Source organism: Spirillospora sp. NPDC046719, from assembly GCF_040645715.1.
Classification (GTDB): domain Bacteria; phylum Actinomycetota; class Actinomycetes; order Streptosporangiales; family Streptosporangiaceae; genus Spirillospora.
Window position 1 is genome coordinate 1 of record NZ_JBEYYT010000244.1, and the last position, 14025, is coordinate 14025.

Here is a 14025-nt window from a genome sequence, read left to right on the forward strand (position 1 = left end):
CGAGGCGGCGCTGCTGGCCACCCTCCGCCGCGGCCGCACGGGCCGGATGAGCGACGTGGTCGCGACCATCCAGGAGGAGCAGGACCAGGTCATCCGGTCGGCGCTGCAGGGCGTGCTCGTCGTGCAGGGCGGTCCGGGCACCGGCAAGACCGTCGCCGCGCTGCACCGCGCCGCCTACCTCCTCTACACGCACCGCGACGTGCTGGAACGGCGCGGCGTGCTCATCGTCGGCCCGAACGCGACGTTCCTGCGCTACATCGAGCAGGTCCTCCCCGGTCTCGGCGAGACCGACGTCGTCCTCGCCACGGTCGGCGAGCTGCACCCGGGGCTGAAGGCGACCGCGGCGGACGAGCCCGCCGTCGCCGTCGTGAAGGGCTCCGAGCGGATGGTCCGGCTCGTCGAGGCCGCCGTCGCCGACCGGCAGTGCGCCCCGCCGGACGGCCTGCGCGTCGAGTACGACGGTCTCACCCTGCGCGTGGACGCGGAGAAGTGCGCGGCCGTCCGGGACGCCGCCCGCGGGCTGCGGCTGCCGCACAACGTGCAGCGGCGGCGGTTCGTCCACGACCTGCTGGAGGCCCTCGCCTACGACCGGGCCGAGCAGTACGACCGGATCATGGACGAGCCGCTCGACGAGCTGACCAGGTCCGGCCAGCTGCCCGGCTGGCTCCAGGAGCTGATCGACGAGTCCGCCGACGAGCCGCTGCTGGACGAGACGGACCTGCGCCTGGCCAAGGAGGCGCTCTGGCACGACCCCGCCGTCCGCGGGGCGATCGACGCGCTGTGGCCGGAGCTGACGCCCGAGCGGCTCCTGTCCGACCTGTACTCCGACCCGGAGCGCCTCGACCGCGTCGCCGCTGCGGCCGGCCTCGACCCCGCCGAAGCGGCCCTCCTGCGCCGCCCCGCCGGCGCGCCCTGGACGGTCTCGGACGTCCCGCTCCTCGACGAGGCCGCCGAGCTGCTCGGCAAGGACGACTCCGCCGAGCGCGCCCGCCGCCGCGCCGCCGACGCGGCCCGCGCCGAGGAGGCCCGCTACGCCGCGGAGGTCATGCAGACGACGGGCGGGACCGACATGATCCCCATCGAGGACCTGATCTCCGCGAGCGAGCTGGCCGAACGCCACGGCGACGGCGGCCCGCCCCTCACCACCGCGCAGCGCGCCATGGCCGACCGCCAGTGGGCCTACGGCCACGTCATCGTCGACGAGGCGCAGGAGCTGTCGGAGATGGCCTGGCGGACGGTGATGCGCCGCGTCCCGACCCGTTCTCTGACCGTCGTCGGCGACATCGCGCAGACCGGGAGCGCGGCGGGCGCCGCGTCCTGGGGGCAGATGCTCGACCGGTACGTCCCGGGCCGCTGGCGGGAGCAGCGGCTGATGGTGAACTACCGCACGCCAGCCGCCATCATGCGGGTCGCGTCCGAGGTCCTGGCGGCCGTCGCCCCGGACCAGACGCCGCCCGAGTCCGTCCGCGACGACGGGCCGCCGCCCCGCGCGGTCGAGTTGCCCGTCGACGAGCTGCCCAGGCTCGTCGCCGAGGAGCTGGCCGGGTTCGACGACGGCGCGGAGGGCCGCCTCGCGGTGATCACTTCGGCGGCCCGGCACGCGCGGGTCCGCGCCGTCCTGCCGGACGCCGCGGTCGGCGCCACGCCCGAGGCCCTCGACTCCCCCTCGGTCGTGCTGACCGCGGAGGAGGCCAAGGGCCTGGAGTTCGACTCGGTCATCGTCGTCGACCCGGCGGGGATCCTCGCCGAGTCCCCGAAGGGCGGCCAGGACCTCTACGTGGCCCTCACCCGCCCGACCCGCCGCCTGACGATCGTGCACGACGGCGACCTGCCGCCGCTGCTCAGCGGGAGCCTCGCAGCCGGTTGAGGGTCTCGGTCAGCTCGGCGGTGATGACGCGGCCGGCGGCGGCGGGGTCGCCGGCGCGGATCGCCTTGACGAGGGCGGCGTGCGCGGCGCGGCCGTGCGCCTCGTCGGACGCCCGGACGTCGACCAGGGCGACCAGGTCGAGGAGGCCGGCGCGCAGCACCGGGACGAACTCGGCGTGCAGGTCGACCAGGACGGGGTTGTGCGCGGCGGCGATCACGGCGGCGTGCAGGGCGATGTCGGCGTCCAGGAAGTCCTCCAGGGACGGGCCGGCGAACGCCTCGTCGCGGGCGGCGAGGGCGGCGTCGAGCGCGGCGAGGTCGGCGTCGGTGCGGCGCTCGGCGGCCAGCTCGGTGGCGCGGACCTCGATCATCATCCGGATCTCGTAGACGTCGGTGACGGAGGCGCGGCGGAGCCGGGCGGCGAAGTCCTCGTCGGGTTCGGTGGCGGTGACGAAGACGCCGGCGCCCTGCCGGGCCTGGACGAGGCCGGCGCCGGCGAGGGCGCGCAGCGCCTCGCGGACGGTGGAGCGGCCGACGCCGAGCTCCCTGGCGAGCGTGGTCTCGCCGGGGAGCCGGGTGCCGACCGGCCAGGAGCCGTCGGTGATCTGGTCGCGGAGCCGCTGGGCGGCCTGCTCGACGAGCGGGCTGCGGCGGAGCGGGCCGAGCGGCATGCGGTGGTCTCCCTTTCCGGGGGTCTTCCTTCCCGCGGGTCTTCCTTCCCGCGGGTCTTCCTTTCCGGGCGGGCGTCCTACGCTAGCGCCTCTCACGCACCGCTCAGCTTGTCTGAGGAGCTGAGGTGTGGCTAGAGTGACCGTCATGGCGTGGCAGGCCCTTCTTCTCGGCCGCCGCGGCGGGGCCTGATCCGACCGGCACCCCGCCGCGGGGTCCGGTGCTGCCGGTCGTCCGGCAACGGCGAGGAGACCGCCATGAACGAGCCCACCAGGACCGCCTTCCCCACGCTGCGCACCCCGTCCGGCCCCCTGGCCGACGGCGCGCCCTTCTGGAACCCGCAGCGCGGCAGCGCCATGCCGTCGCACCGCTACCGGTCCGTCCACGACCGGGTGCCGTCGCCCGTCCCCGAGATCGAGCGGACCTGGCCGTCGCGGCGGATCGAGCAGGCGCCGCTGTGGGTGCCGGTCGACCTGCGCGACGGCAACCAGGCGCTGGCCGAGCCGATGGACCCGGCCCGCAAGCGCCGCATGTTCGACCTCTTCGTGACCATGGGGTTCAAGGAGATCGAGGTCGGCTACCCGTCGGCGAGCCAGACCGACTTCGACTTCGTCCGGCACCTGGCGACGTCGGGCGCCGTCCCCGACGACGTGACGCCCGTGGTGTTCACGCCCGCGCGCCGCGACCTGATCGAGCGGACCTTCGCGTCCATCGAGGGCATGCCGCGCGCGGTCGTCCACCTGTACACCGCCACCGGGCCGGCGTGGCGCGACGTGGTGCTGCGGCAGGACCGCGACGGGGTCCGCGGGCTGATCCTGGACGGGGCGGCGGACGTCGCGCGGCTCGCCGGGGACCGCCCGGGCGTGCGGTTCGAGTTCTCGCCCGAGACGTTCAACTTCACCGAGCCGGAGTACGCGCTGGAGGTGTGCGACGCGGTCACGGAGCTGTGGGACGCCTCCCCGGACCGCCCGGTCGTGCTGAACCTGCCGGCGACCGTGGAGATCGCGACGCCGAACGTGTACGCCGACCAGATCGAGTTCATGCACCGGAACGTGGCCCGGCGGGACGCGGTGATCCTGTCGGTGCACCCGCACAACGACCGCGGGACGGGCGTGGCGTGCGCGGAGCTGGCGGTGCTGGCCGGCGCGCAGCGGGTCGAGGGCTGCCTGTTCGGCAACGGCGAGCGGACCGGGAACGTCGACCTGGTCACGCTCGCGCTGAACCTGCACGCGCAGGGCGTCGACCCCCGCGTGGACTTCGCCGACATCGACGAGATCCGGCGCACGGTGGAGCACTGCAACCGGCTGCCCGTCCACGAGCGGCACCCGTACGGCGGCGACCTGGTGTACACCGCGTTCTCCGGCACCCACCAGGACGCGATCTCGAAGGGGATGGCGCACCACGCCGCGCGGGCGGCGGAGCTGGGCGTCCCGGCGGAGCGGGCGCCGTGGGAGGTGCCGTACCTGCCGATCGACCCGGCCGACGTGGGGCGCGGCTACGAGGCGGTCATCCGGGTGAACAGCCAGTCGGGCAAGGGCGGCATCGCGTACCTGCTGCGCACCGGGTACGGCCTGGAGCTGCCGCGCCGCCTGCAGATCGAGTTCTCGCGGGTCGTCCAGCAGGCGACGGACGGCAGCGGCGAGGAGATCACCGCCGCCGAGCTGTGGGAGCTGTTCCGCGCCGAGTACGTCGACCGGGCGGGCCCGGTCGCGCTCACCGGATGGCGGACGTCCCACACCGGCCCCGGCCGGCACGACTTCACCGGCGTGCTGCGCGTGGACGGCCGCGAAGAGGAGTACACCGGGTCCGGCAACGGTCCCCTGGCGGCGCTCGCCGACGCGCTGGCGGCCGCGGGCGTGAAGGTGGACGTGCTGCAGTACACCGAGCACGCGACCGAATCAGGCCACGACTCCCCCGCGGTCGCCTACGCCGAGTGCCGCGTCGACGGCGTGGCGAGCTGGGGCGCCGGGCGCGACACGTCCGTCCTCACCGCGTCCGTGCAGGCGGTGCTGTCGGCCGTGAACCGCGCCAAGGCCGGCTAGTCGCGGCGCCGGAGCGGGCGCCGCCAGGACAGGCCCGTCCCGGGGATGCGGAACGTCATCTCGCGGCGCCCGTCGGCCGACCGGCTGTACCGGGCGCCGCGAACCCCGAGGCTGTGCCCGACGCCCCTCTTCGAGAAGTTGAGGCGGAAGGGCCCCATGCGTAGCGATTTCCGGTAACTCCAACCCATGATCGGCAGGATGCCCGGCCGGTGGGCCGGAAACGTCCGGCCCCTGTCCGGACGGTCCGGGATCCGCATTAGGGACGGTCCCTCTCGTCCGGCTCCCGGGACGCAAGAGCAATTCGTGCCCAAATCCGGCCGGAGTTCGCCGGAGCGGCGCCCTTTACGCGGCGCCGCTCCGCGAGGAGCCTGTGCCCCCGTAGAGATCATCCGCTCATACGGAGGTGCGGGTTGGCCAGGCGATCCCTGAGACGGACCCGGCGGACGGCGGCGCTCGCCGTGCTCACCGGCGCGGCGGTCGCCGTCGCCGGCGGCGGCGCGACGGCCATGGCCCGGACCGTCCCCAAGATCGTGGTGAAGGACGGCGTCACGCAGCCGGTCTTCTCCTACAAGGACGCGATCCGCGAGCACGTGTACGTGCAGTCGAGCGTCGACAGCGACCGGGACGGCAAGCCGGACCGCATCAATGTCGACATCATCCGGCCCAAGGAGACCGAGCAGGGCCTCAAGGTGCCGGTCATCATGGACGAGAGCCCGTACTACGACAACGTCGGGCGCGGCAACGAGAGCGAGAAGAAGACCTACGACGCCAACGGGAACCCGGTGAAGTTCCCGCTGTTCTACGACAACTACTTCGTCCCGCGCGGCTACGCGTTCCTCGCGGTGGACATGGACGGGACGACCCGCTCGGACGGCTGCCCGGTCAGCGGCGGCCCGTCCGACGTCCTCGGCGGCAAGGCCGTCGTCGACTGGCTCAACGGCCGCGCCAAGGCGTTCAAGGCGGACGGCACGCCGGTCAAGGCGACCTGGACGACCGGCCACACCGGCATGATCGGCAAGTCGTACGACGGGACGCTCGCCAACGGCGTCGCCGCGACGGGCGTGCAGGGGCTCGACACGATCGTCCCGATCTCCGCGATCAGCAGCTGGTACGACTACAGCCGCATGAACGGCGTGAAGTACTGGACGGACGAGCAGCCCGGCCTCGCCGACGTCGTCGACACCGACCCGCCCGAGAAGTGCGCCGCGGTCAACGCCGGTCTCGACGAGGGCGAGGACGACGCGACCGGGAACTACAACGCCTACTGGAAGACGACGGACTACCTGCGCGGGACCGTCACGCACGTCGGCGCCGTGCACGCGAGCATCTTCGCCGTCCACGGCGTCAACGACCTGAACGTCAAGGACAACCAGTTCGCGCAGTGGTGGCAGGCGCTCGCGCAGCGCGGTGTCACCCGGAAGGTGTGGCTGCACCAGCGCGGCCACGTCGACCCGTTCGACATCCGCCGCGACGACTGGGTGAACACGCTGCACAAGTGGTTCGACCACGAGCTGATGAAGGTCCCCAACGACGTGCTGAAGCAGCCGCGCGCCGACATCGAGGTGGGCCCGGACCAGTGGATCACCCAGTCGGACTGGCCGGCGAAGGGCGCGCGGACGACCGTCCTGCGGCCCGGCGCGGACGGCTCGCTCGGTGACCGGCGCGCCGCGACGGGCACGACCGCGTCGTTCACCGACGCCGCCGGCCCGCAGGACCTCGGCTACACCGAGGGCGACATGGTGTCGGACCCGACGACCGCGAAGCCGTTCCGGCTCGCGTTCACGTCGGGCCCGCTGCAGCAGACGGGACGGCTGTCCGGCACCCCGGACGTGCGGCTGTCGGTCAAGCTCGACAAGCCGACCTCGAACGTGACCGCGCTGCTCGTCGACTACGGCACCGACACCCGCGTCGACTACCTCGGCGACGGCTCGGGCATCACGACCCTGACCACCGAGGACTGCCACGGCGAGAGCGCACCGGGCGACGACGCCTGCTACAAGCAGACCAAGGTCGCCACGGTCACCTCGGATGTGAACGTGGTCGGGCGCGGCTGGCTGGACGTGCAGAACGCCTCGTCCCTGAGCGACCCGAAGCCGGTGACGCCCGGTAAGTACTACGGCATCCGCTGGCAGACGCTCAGCCAGGAGTACATGCTCAAGAAGGGCCACCGCCTCGCGCTGGTGCTGGCCGGCACCGACGCCGACAACAACACCGAGACGCCGACCGGCGCGACGGTCACGGTCGACCTGTCGGCCAGCTCGATCCGCTTCCCGGTCGTCGCCGGGCAGGACGGGGCGAGCGCCCTGGACGTCCCCGCGCCGAAGACCGCCTGGCACGGGCCGTCCAACGTGACCCTGCCGCGCCAGGACCGCACGCTGTACTGATCCGCCCCGTCTCGGGACCGGTGAGGCCGCCGCACCCGCACCGCGGGCGCGGCGGCCTCGCCGCATCCCACGCGCGGCGGGTTCAGCGGGGCGCGGCCTCGGCCGGGCGTTCCACGGGCAGGGGCGCTTCCACGCTGAGGACGAAGCCGTCGCCGGTCCGCTCCGCCGTCAGCACGCCGCCCCGCGCCGCGACGCGCTCGCCGAGGCTGGGCAGGCCGATGCCGCCCGGCCCCGCCCGTTCCGCCGCGGGGACGGCGGGCGGCCCGCCCACTCCGTCGTTGGTGAGCCGCAGCCGCGCGACGCCGTCGATGACGGCCGCCTCGATCGAGCAGCGGGTGGCGCGGCTGTGCCGCAGGATGTTGGTGACCCCCTCGCGCAGGACGGTCGCGAGGACGGTGTCGAGGTCGGCCGGCAGGTCCGCGACGTCCACCGCGTGCGCGACCTCGATGCCCACCGCGGCGAGCGTCGCCCGCGCCTCCCCCGCCTCCGCCGCGACCGACATGTCCCGGTAGCCGCTGGTAACGCCGGTCATGTCGGCGAGCGCCCGGCGGGACATGCCGAGGGCCTCCGCGAGCTGGCGGCGGGCCTCGTCCGGCCTGGCGGCCGCGAGGCGGGCGGCCACCTCGTTCTTCACCACGACCGTGGACAGGCTGTATCCGAGCAGGTCGTGCAGGTCCCGGGAGAACCGCAGCCGCTCCTGTGCGACCGCCGCGGCGGCCATCTCCTCACGCGCGTCCTGCAGCGTCGCGGTGAACCCGGCCATCCGCGCCAGGCCGTACACCAGGGCCGCGCGTTCGGCCGTCCAGACCACGAAGTAGGCGGTGCCCCAGTGCGCGGTGCCCCAGATGCCGAACGGAACGTCCTGGCAGACCAGCAGGGCGGCGGCCGGCCACCGCAGCCGGCGTCCCAGCAGCACCGCCGCCGCGCCCGGCAGGAACGGCAGGACGGCCCAGGTCGTCGGCCCGTAGAACGGCATCGGCGCGAACGTCAGGACGACCAGCCCGCCCAGGACCCCGTACCGCCGCACGGCGCCCAGCGGACGCCCGTACGCCCGCAGGCACCCGTACACGTACAGCGCGGCGTACGCGGCGAGCAGCAGCACGAACAGCGCCGCCGACCACGCGGAGTGCCCGCCGCGCGCCAGGAACCGCAGCGGATACGGGACGATCATCAGTCCGAGCGTCGCGGCGCCCAGCCCCGCGACCGTCCGGGCGGTGAGGTCCCCGGCGACGGTCCGCGCCCGCGCCGGCTCGGCCGGGCCGTCCAGCCGGGCGAGGTACTCGTGGGCGACCCGGCGGGTCGTGGCGAGGGCCGTGCGGGCCCCGCGCACCCCGTCGTCCAGCAGGTCGCGCGCCTCGTCCGGGCGCTCCCCGATCAGCGTGAGCGCGTGCTCGCCCCGCTCGATCGTCCCGGCCAGCGCGACGCCGATGTTCTCCTGGAGCCGCCGCGTGAACGCCAGCCGCTCCCGGGCGACCCGCGCCGCGGGCAGCGCCCGGAGGGTCTCCTCCAGCGCGGCCACCAGGTCGGCCAGCCGCGCCATGCCGTAGACGGCGACGCCGACGAACGCGGCCTGCCCGACGAGGAAGTACAGGGCCTCGGCGACCGTGGGGCGCTCGGCCAGCGACAGCGGCAGGTCCGCGGCGAGCACCGCGCCGAACCCGGCCCACGCGAGCCGTCCGGGACGGACGAGCAGCAGGACCGCCCCGCACAGGAACCCGATGTTCCCGTACCAGGTCGACGAGTACCAGATCATCGGGACGAACGTGAGGACGGCCTGCGCGGCCAGCGTCCACCGCCAGCCGGCGGGCCTGCCGCCGTCCACCCGCCGCACGCAGTTGCGCAGGTGCAGCGCGAGCAGCGCGGCGAGCAGCACCAGCGGCACGACACGCCGGGACGGCGGCATGCCGGACGTCATGATCCCGACGAACCCGCCGAAGAAGAACCCGATCGTCACGATCGCGATGACGGCCTGCGCCACCCGCGGGACGACGGCCGCCACACGCTGCATGGCGGAAATCTACCCTTACCTTGGGCAATGTCCGGGTTTGATCGCTAGAGGGTGACCTGCTGCCCCGGGTCGAGCAGGTGGAACCCGCCGGCGAACCCGGCGAAGGCCCCCGCCAGGGTGTCGCGCCCCTGCGAGAAGTGCGCCCAGCCCTCGAAGTGCAGCGGGACGACCTGCCGGGCGCCGAGGATCGCGGCGGCCTCGGCCGCCCCGGCGCTGCCCAGCGTCAGCTCGCCGTCCAGCAGCGGCGTGCGGGCGGCTCCGGCGAACAGCAGCGCCACGTCGAACGGCGCGAACCGCGCCGCGATCTCCCGCACCACGTCCAGGGACGCGTTGTCGCCGCTCACGTAGGTGGTGGGCACCCCGTCGCCGGTCAGCACGAACCCGGTGACCGGGCCGGTCAGGTGCTCGCTGCCGTCCGGACCGTGCCGCGCGGGCACCGCGGTGATCCGCAGGACTCCGCCGCCGGGACGCGCCAGCTCGGCGTCCTCCCAGGACGGCAGCGCGCGGACGGTGCCGCCGAGCCGGTCCGCGGCCGCCTGCGTGGACAGCGTCAGCGGCGCCCGCGCCACGTAGGCGCGGCCCCCGTCGTCGAGGTTGTCGGGGTGCTGGTCGTGCGAGAGCAGCACCGCGTCGACCGGGCCGACCTCGTCCGGCCCGGCGACCGCGTCCATCGTCTTGGTCAGCGCCCGGTCGCCGACCGGATGCTCGCCGGCCGCGTCGAACGTCGGGTCGACCAGCAGCCGCAGGCCGCCGGTCTCCAGGACCGCCGTCGGCCCGCCCAGATACCGGACCGTCAGGGACTCGGTCATCGCCCTCACCTCATGATCGTCGTCGGCACGCGTCCGATCGTGAAAGCCGGCGGGCGGCCCGGGAATTCCCGGGTCAGGACCGGTTCCCGGTGTCCTTGCTGGGCTGCACCCGCTTCGGCTCGCCCGGCATCTTCGGGTAGTTGGGCGGATACGGCATGTCGCCGAGGCCGTGGTCGCGCTCGTCGCGGTCGGCCAGCTCCAGCAGCCCGTCCAGGGAGAACGCCTCGTCGTCGATCGACGCGTGCAGGTCGCCGACCTTCGCGAACCGCTCCGGCATGGTGGCGATCGTGAAGTCGCGCGGGTCGACGTCGGCCAGCTCGTCCCAGGTCACCGGCGCCGAGACGGGCGCGTGCGGGGCCGGCCGGACGCTGTAGGCCGACGCGATCGTCCGGTCGCGGGCGTTCTGGTTGAAGTCGATGAAGATCTGCTCGCCCCGCTCCTCCTTCCACCACCGGGTGGTGACCTCGTCGGGGACGCGGCGCTCCACCTCGCGGCCGAACGCCAGCGCCGCCCGGCGCACCTCGGTGAACGTCCAGCGCGGCTCGATCCGCACGTAGATGTGCACGCCGCCCTTGCCGGAGGTCTTCACGAACCCCGTCATGTCCAGCTCGGACAGCAGGTCGCGGGCGGGGCCGAGCGCGACCCGCACGGCGTCGGAGAAGTCGGTCCCGGGCTGGGGGTCGAGGTCGATGCGCAGCTCGTCCGGATGGTCGACGTCGCCGTCCCGGACGGGCCACGGATGGAACGTCAGCGTGCCGAGGTTCGCCGCCCAGGCGATCACCGCGACCTCGGTCGGCCGGACCTCGTCGGCGAACCGCCCGCTGGGGAAGGCGATCCGGGACGTCCGCACCCAGTCGGGCGCCCCCTTGGGCACGCGCTTCTGGTAGAACGCGTCGGACTTGCCCGCGCCGAAGCCCGCCTGGCCGCGCGCGTAGTCCTCCCGGGTGGCCATCTTCGCGCCCTCGAAGACGCCGGCCGGCCAGCGCTCCAGCGTGGTGGGCCGGTCGCGGGTGGCCCGCAGGATGCCCTCCCCCACGGCGATGTAGTACTCCACGAGCTGCCGCTTGGTGTAGCCGTGCTCGGGGAAGTAGACCTTGTCGGGATTGGTCACCTTGACGAGCCGATCCCCTACCGGGATCTCGATGAAGGGCGAGGCCATGACTGCACGTTAACCCAGGGATACGACAGTCTCCGGGAGCGGCCTCTCCGGGTACCTTCGAAGCATGGAGAAGATCCGCAAGAGCGAGGAAGAGTGGCGGGCCCGGCTCAGCCCCGAGGAGTTCCACGTGCTCCGCGAGGCGGGCACCGAGAAGCCCTTCACCGGCGAGTACACCGACACCAAGACCGTCGGCGTCTACCGTTGCCGCGCCTGCGGGACGGAGCTGTTCCGGTCGGAGACCAAGTTCGAGAGCCACTGCGGCTGGCCGTCGTTCTACGCGCCGTCCGACTCCGACGCGGTCACCCTGATCGAGGACCGCTCGCTCGGCATGGTGCGGACCGAGGTGCGCTGCGCCGTCTGCGACTCCCACCTCGGCCACGTGTTCCACGGCGAGGGCTACGCCACCCCGACCGACGACCGGTACTGCATCAACTCGGTGTCGCTCACGCTCGAACCCGCCGAATGACCGCAACCGCGGGCACGCTCCGCGCGTCCTAAGGACGACGACGCGCCCGCGGGAGGCCATCATGGGCGAGCACGGTCCCTACCAGAGCGAGCACGGGCCCTACGAGATCGCGTTCCTGACCGGAGGCGCCGTCCGGGTCGCCCAGACGGCCCTGGTCGCCCTGCACGAGGGGCGGCGCGTCCGCGTGTCGCGGGGGACGCACCGCGTGCAGGCCGTGAACCGGGAGGCGGACGACGCGGTCCAGGCCGCGCTCCTGGCGCTCGTCCCCGGCACGGGCATCCTGCTGGGTGACCTCCTCCAAGGGGCCGCCGGGTCGGAGGAGGTCCGCGCCATCGGGGACGCGCTCAAGGAGGCGGGGCTGGTCCGGGGCGGCCTGCGCGGCGCGCTCCGCCCCACCCGCGCCGGCCGGGCGGCGCGGAACCGGGCCGTCGAGGACGTCCCGCCGGACGGCCCGGGACGCTGCGCCGCCTTGGGCCCGGACGGCGTCGAGGACGCCAGGCTCCGCGAGATCCTGCTGACCAGGGACCCGAAGCCGCTGAAACTGGACCAGGGCCGCAGGCACGGCCACCAGAACCTGGAATCCAGCAATCTCTCGGACAACCAGTACGGCCTCTGACCGGCCGATAGGGGCCCCAGCCGGCTCTAGGGGGTGTCGGGGACCTTGCAGTCGTCGGAGTCGCTCTGCTTGTTGGCGAGGACGACGCTGCCGTTGTCGCTGCTCTTGCCGTGCACGAACACGCGCGGCTCGTCGTCGCCGCCGTCCTTGAGGTAGCCGACCGTCCACTCGCAGAGGGAGACGGCGGACTTGGAGTTCTCGTCGTCCTCGCCGAGGTCGGTGTAGACCCGGACGAACGTCCCGCTGCGCCGCACGTCCTTGACGTGCTTGACGATCTCGCCGCCCGGGTCCTTGGACCGCAGGTACGGCAGGGCCTCGGAGGAGAGCTCGTCGGGGTCGCCGGAGTCGCCGGCCGCGGCGAGGGTCGCTCCGGCGGAGGACGGCGCGGACCGGGCCGTGTGCGCGGCGGCGGCCGCCCTCGGCGCGGTGCCGGTGCCGCCGCCGGTCAGCGCCACCGCGGCGAGCGAGGCGACGACCGCCAGCGACGCGCCGCCCGCGCCCGCCGCGACGAGGCGGCGCCGCCCGGACGCCGCCGCGAGCATGCGGTTCCAGCGGGCGGACAGCGCGGACGGCGGCTTGGCGTGCCGCCCGCGGGAGGCACCGGCGGGAGTCTCGTTCACGGGCGGCACTTTACTGGCGTTGCGTCCGGATTCTGGGCGGATCGTTGGGATCTATACGTTCCCGTCGGGCAAGATCCACAATGTTCCGGTTACGGGAGGTTCGCTATGAGTTCAGCCAGGGGCTTGCGGCGGCCGGTGTAGAACGGGATCTCCTCCCGGGTGTGCAGCCGGGCGCGCGCGCCGCGCAGGTGCCGCATCAGGTCGACGATGCGGTGCAGCTCGTCGGCCTCGAACGCGAGCATCCACTCGTAGTCGCCGAGCGCGAACGCCGACACCGTGTTGGCACGGACGTCGGGGTAGTCGCGCGCCATCTTGCCGTGCTCGGCGAGCATGGCGCGGCGCTCCTCGTCCGGCAGCAGGTACCACTCGTAGGACCGGACGAACGGGTACACGCACACGTACGCGCGCGGCTCCTCGTCGGCCAAGAACGCCGGGATGTGGCTCTTGTTGAACTCCGCGGGGCGGTGCAGCGCCATCTGCGACCACACCGGCTCGCTGGCGCGGCCGACGGCGGTGCGGCGGAACCGCGTGTAGACCTCCTGGAGGTCGTCGGAGCTGGGCGCGTGCCACCAGAACATGTAGTCGGCGTCCGCGCGCAGGCCCGCCACGTCATAGGAGCCTCGGGTGGTGACGTCCTTCTCGGCCATCTGGTCGAGCAGGTCCCGCACCTCGGCGGCGTCCTGCTCGCCGAGCGTGCCGGTGTCGCGCACCCGGAACACCGACCACATGGTGTAGCGGATGACGTTATTGAGTTCGCGCGCCTTCGGCCTGGCCGCCGGCTCCGTCCCTGACATCGTTCGTTCCTCCTCGACTGCGCAGATGGTCCAGCACCCGGTCGGCCGCCGCGTTCGCCGAGGCGATGCAGGCGGGGATCCCCAGGCCGTCGTAGGCGGCGCCCGCGACGGCGAGCCCCGGTTGGCGGGCGACCGCGGCGCGGACCCCGGCCACGCGGTCGGCGTGGCCCACGTTGTACTGCGGCAGGCCGCCGCCCCAGCGGGTCACCCGGCTGTCGACGGGCAGCTCGGTGACGCCGGAGGTGGCGGCCAGTTCCGCCATCGCGGCGGCCTTCAGCTCCTCGTCGGGCCTCTGGAGCACGTGCTCCTCCCCGAACCGCCCGATGGAGCAGCGGACGGCGATGAGGCCCGGGTCGCGGTCGCGCAGATGCGGCCATTTTACCGAGCTGAAGGTGACGGCCTTGACGCCCCGGCCGCCCGCCTCGGTGTCGCTCTCCACGCCGGGGACGAGGTATCCGCTGCCGTCCAGGGGCTTGGGGAACGCGGTGGCCTGGTAGACGAGGGTGACGATCGCCATGCTCGCGGACTCGATGCCCGCGAGCGCGCGCCCGGCGGCGGGCACCTCGTCGGCCAGCAGCCGGGACGCGGGCGC

The 14025-nt window shown here is 73.8% G+C and carries 12 protein-coding genes and 1 pseudogene; 5 read left to right on the plus strand and 8 right to left on the minus strand.

Annotation, left to right across the window (positions count from 1 at the left end; translation table 11 throughout):
* Window positions 1-1867: HelD family protein (locus tag ABZ914_RS32315; protein WP_500197868.1), on the plus strand; the 1867-nt coding region annotated here is incomplete at its 5' end.
* On the opposite strand, the gene ABZ914_RS32320 is transcribed toward ABZ914_RS32315, so the two are convergent.
* Window positions 1842-2537 (minus strand): FadR/GntR family transcriptional regulator, encoded by a 696-nt coding sequence (locus ABZ914_RS32320; protein WP_500197870.1) that lies wholly within the window; start codon window positions 2535-2537, stop codon window positions 1842-1844. The genes ABZ914_RS32315 and ABZ914_RS32320 overlap by 26 nt on opposite strands.
* Window positions 2538-2891: 354 nt before the next feature.
* Here ABZ914_RS32320 and leuA point away from each other — a divergent pair, with 354 nt between their 5' ends.
* Entirely contained in the window at window positions 2892-4577 is a 1686-nt protein-coding gene (gene leuA, locus ABZ914_RS32325) for a 2-isopropylmalate synthase (RefSeq protein ID WP_500197884.1), read from the plus strand.
* Here leuA and ABZ914_RS32330 read toward each other — a convergent pair.
* The gene (locus tag ABZ914_RS32330; protein WP_500197871.1) at window positions 4574-4765 is read right to left on the minus strand and encodes a DUF4236 domain-containing protein; all 192 of its coding nucleotides are present in this window, start codon (window positions 4763-4765) and stop codon (window positions 4574-4576) included. The two genes, leuA and ABZ914_RS32330, sit on opposite strands and share 4 nt — an antisense overlap.
* Before the next feature lie 222 nt (window positions 4766-4987).
* Here ABZ914_RS32330 and ABZ914_RS32335 point away from each other — a divergent pair, with 222 nt between their 5' ends.
* Window positions 4988-6961 (plus strand): Xaa-Pro dipeptidyl-peptidase, encoded by a 1974-nt coding sequence (locus ABZ914_RS32335; RefSeq protein WP_500197873.1) that lies wholly within the window; start codon window positions 4988-4990, stop codon window positions 6959-6961.
* A gap of 82 nt (window positions 6962-7043) precedes the next feature.
* On the opposite strand, the gene ABZ914_RS32340 is transcribed toward ABZ914_RS32335, so the two are convergent.
* The 3 genes from ABZ914_RS32340 to ABZ914_RS32350 all read right to left on the minus strand — a co-directional run bounded on the left by ABZ914_RS32340 (window position 7044) and on the right by ABZ914_RS32350 (window position 10937).
* On the minus strand, window positions 7044-8969 hold the full coding sequence (locus tag ABZ914_RS32340) for a sensor histidine kinase (RefSeq protein ID WP_500197875.1): 1926 nt from the start codon (window positions 8967-8969) through the stop codon (window positions 7044-7046).
* Window positions 8970-9013: 44 nt separating this feature from the next.
* Complete coding sequence (locus ABZ914_RS32345) at window positions 9014-9778, minus strand: MBL fold metallo-hydrolase (protein WP_500197876.1); 765 nt, start codon at window positions 9776-9778, stop codon at window positions 9014-9016.
* Between the two features lie 73 nt (window positions 9779-9851).
* Window positions 9852-10937: a DNA polymerase domain-containing protein gene (locus tag ABZ914_RS32350; protein WP_500197878.1), complete on the minus strand. Its 1086-nt coding sequence runs from the start codon at window positions 10935-10937 to the stop codon at window positions 9852-9854.
* A gap of 64 nt (window positions 10938-11001) precedes the next feature.
* On the opposite strand from ABZ914_RS32350, the gene msrB reads away from it, so the two are divergent.
* Both msrB and ABZ914_RS32360 read left to right on the plus strand, forming a co-directional pair.
* Window positions 11002-11403: a peptide-methionine (R)-S-oxide reductase MsrB gene (gene msrB / locus ABZ914_RS32355; RefSeq protein ID WP_433151264.1), complete on the plus strand. Its 402-nt coding sequence runs from the start codon at window positions 11002-11004 to the stop codon at window positions 11401-11403.
* A gap of 37 nt (window positions 11404-11440) precedes the next feature.
* Window positions 11441-12019 (plus strand): annotated as a pseudogene (locus ABZ914_RS32360) (TIGR04222 domain-containing membrane protein); the annotation flags it as partial.
* Between the two features lie 26 nt (window positions 12020-12045).
* On the opposite strand, the gene ABZ914_RS32365 reads toward ABZ914_RS32360, so the two are convergent.
* From ABZ914_RS32365 to ABZ914_RS32375, 3 genes are all read right to left on the minus strand, one after another.
* Window positions 12046-12639: a hypothetical protein gene (locus tag ABZ914_RS32365; protein WP_500197880.1), complete on the minus strand. Its 594-nt coding sequence runs from the start codon at window positions 12637-12639 to the stop codon at window positions 12046-12048.
* A gap of 89 nt (window positions 12640-12728) precedes the next feature.
* Window positions 12729-13433 carry a hydrogen peroxide-dependent heme synthase gene (hemQ, locus tag ABZ914_RS32370; RefSeq protein ID WP_190857406.1) on the minus strand — a complete coding sequence of 235 codons (705 nt, stop codon included), beginning with the start codon at window positions 13431-13433 and terminating at the stop codon, window positions 12729-12731.
* Window positions 13384-14025 (minus strand): protoporphyrinogen/coproporphyrinogen oxidase (locus ABZ914_RS32375; RefSeq protein WP_500197882.1); only part of this gene is annotated, 642 nt, incomplete at its 5' end. The genes ABZ914_RS32375 and hemQ, both read right to left, overlap by 50 nt.

What these genes read in the sequence shown, in the direction of transcription:
- ABZ914_RS32320 (WP_500197870.1), bottom strand. Translation starts at nt 2,537, where the DNA reads ATGCCGCTCGGCCCGCTCCGCCGCAGCCCGCTCGTCGAGCAGGCCGCC.
- leuA (WP_500197884.1), top strand. Translation starts at nt 2,892, where the DNA reads ATGCCGTCGCACCGCTACCGGTCCGTCCACGACCGGGTGCCGTCGCCC.
- ABZ914_RS32330 (WP_500197871.1), bottom strand. Translation starts at nt 4,765, where the DNA reads ATGGGTTGGAGTTACCGGAAATCGCTACGCATGGGGCCCTTCCGCCTC.
- ABZ914_RS32340 (WP_500197875.1), bottom strand. Translation starts at nt 8,969, where the DNA reads ATGCAGCGTGTGGCGGCCGTCGTCCCGCGGGTGGCGCAGGCCGTCATC.
- ABZ914_RS32345 (WP_500197876.1), bottom strand. Translation starts at nt 9,778, where the DNA reads ATGACCGAGTCCCTGACGGTCCGGTATCTGGGCGGGCCGACGGCGGTC.
- ABZ914_RS32350 (WP_500197878.1), bottom strand. Translation starts at nt 10,937, where the DNA reads ATGGCCTCGCCCTTCATCGAGATCCCGGTAGGGGATCGGCTCGTCAAG.
- msrB (WP_433151264.1), top strand. Translation starts at nt 11,002, where the DNA reads ATGGAGAAGATCCGCAAGAGCGAGGAAGAGTGGCGGGCCCGGCTCAGC.
- hemQ (WP_190857406.1), bottom strand. Translation starts at nt 13,433, where the DNA reads ATGTCAGGGACGGAGCCGGCGGCCAGGCCGAAGGCGCGCGAACTCAAT.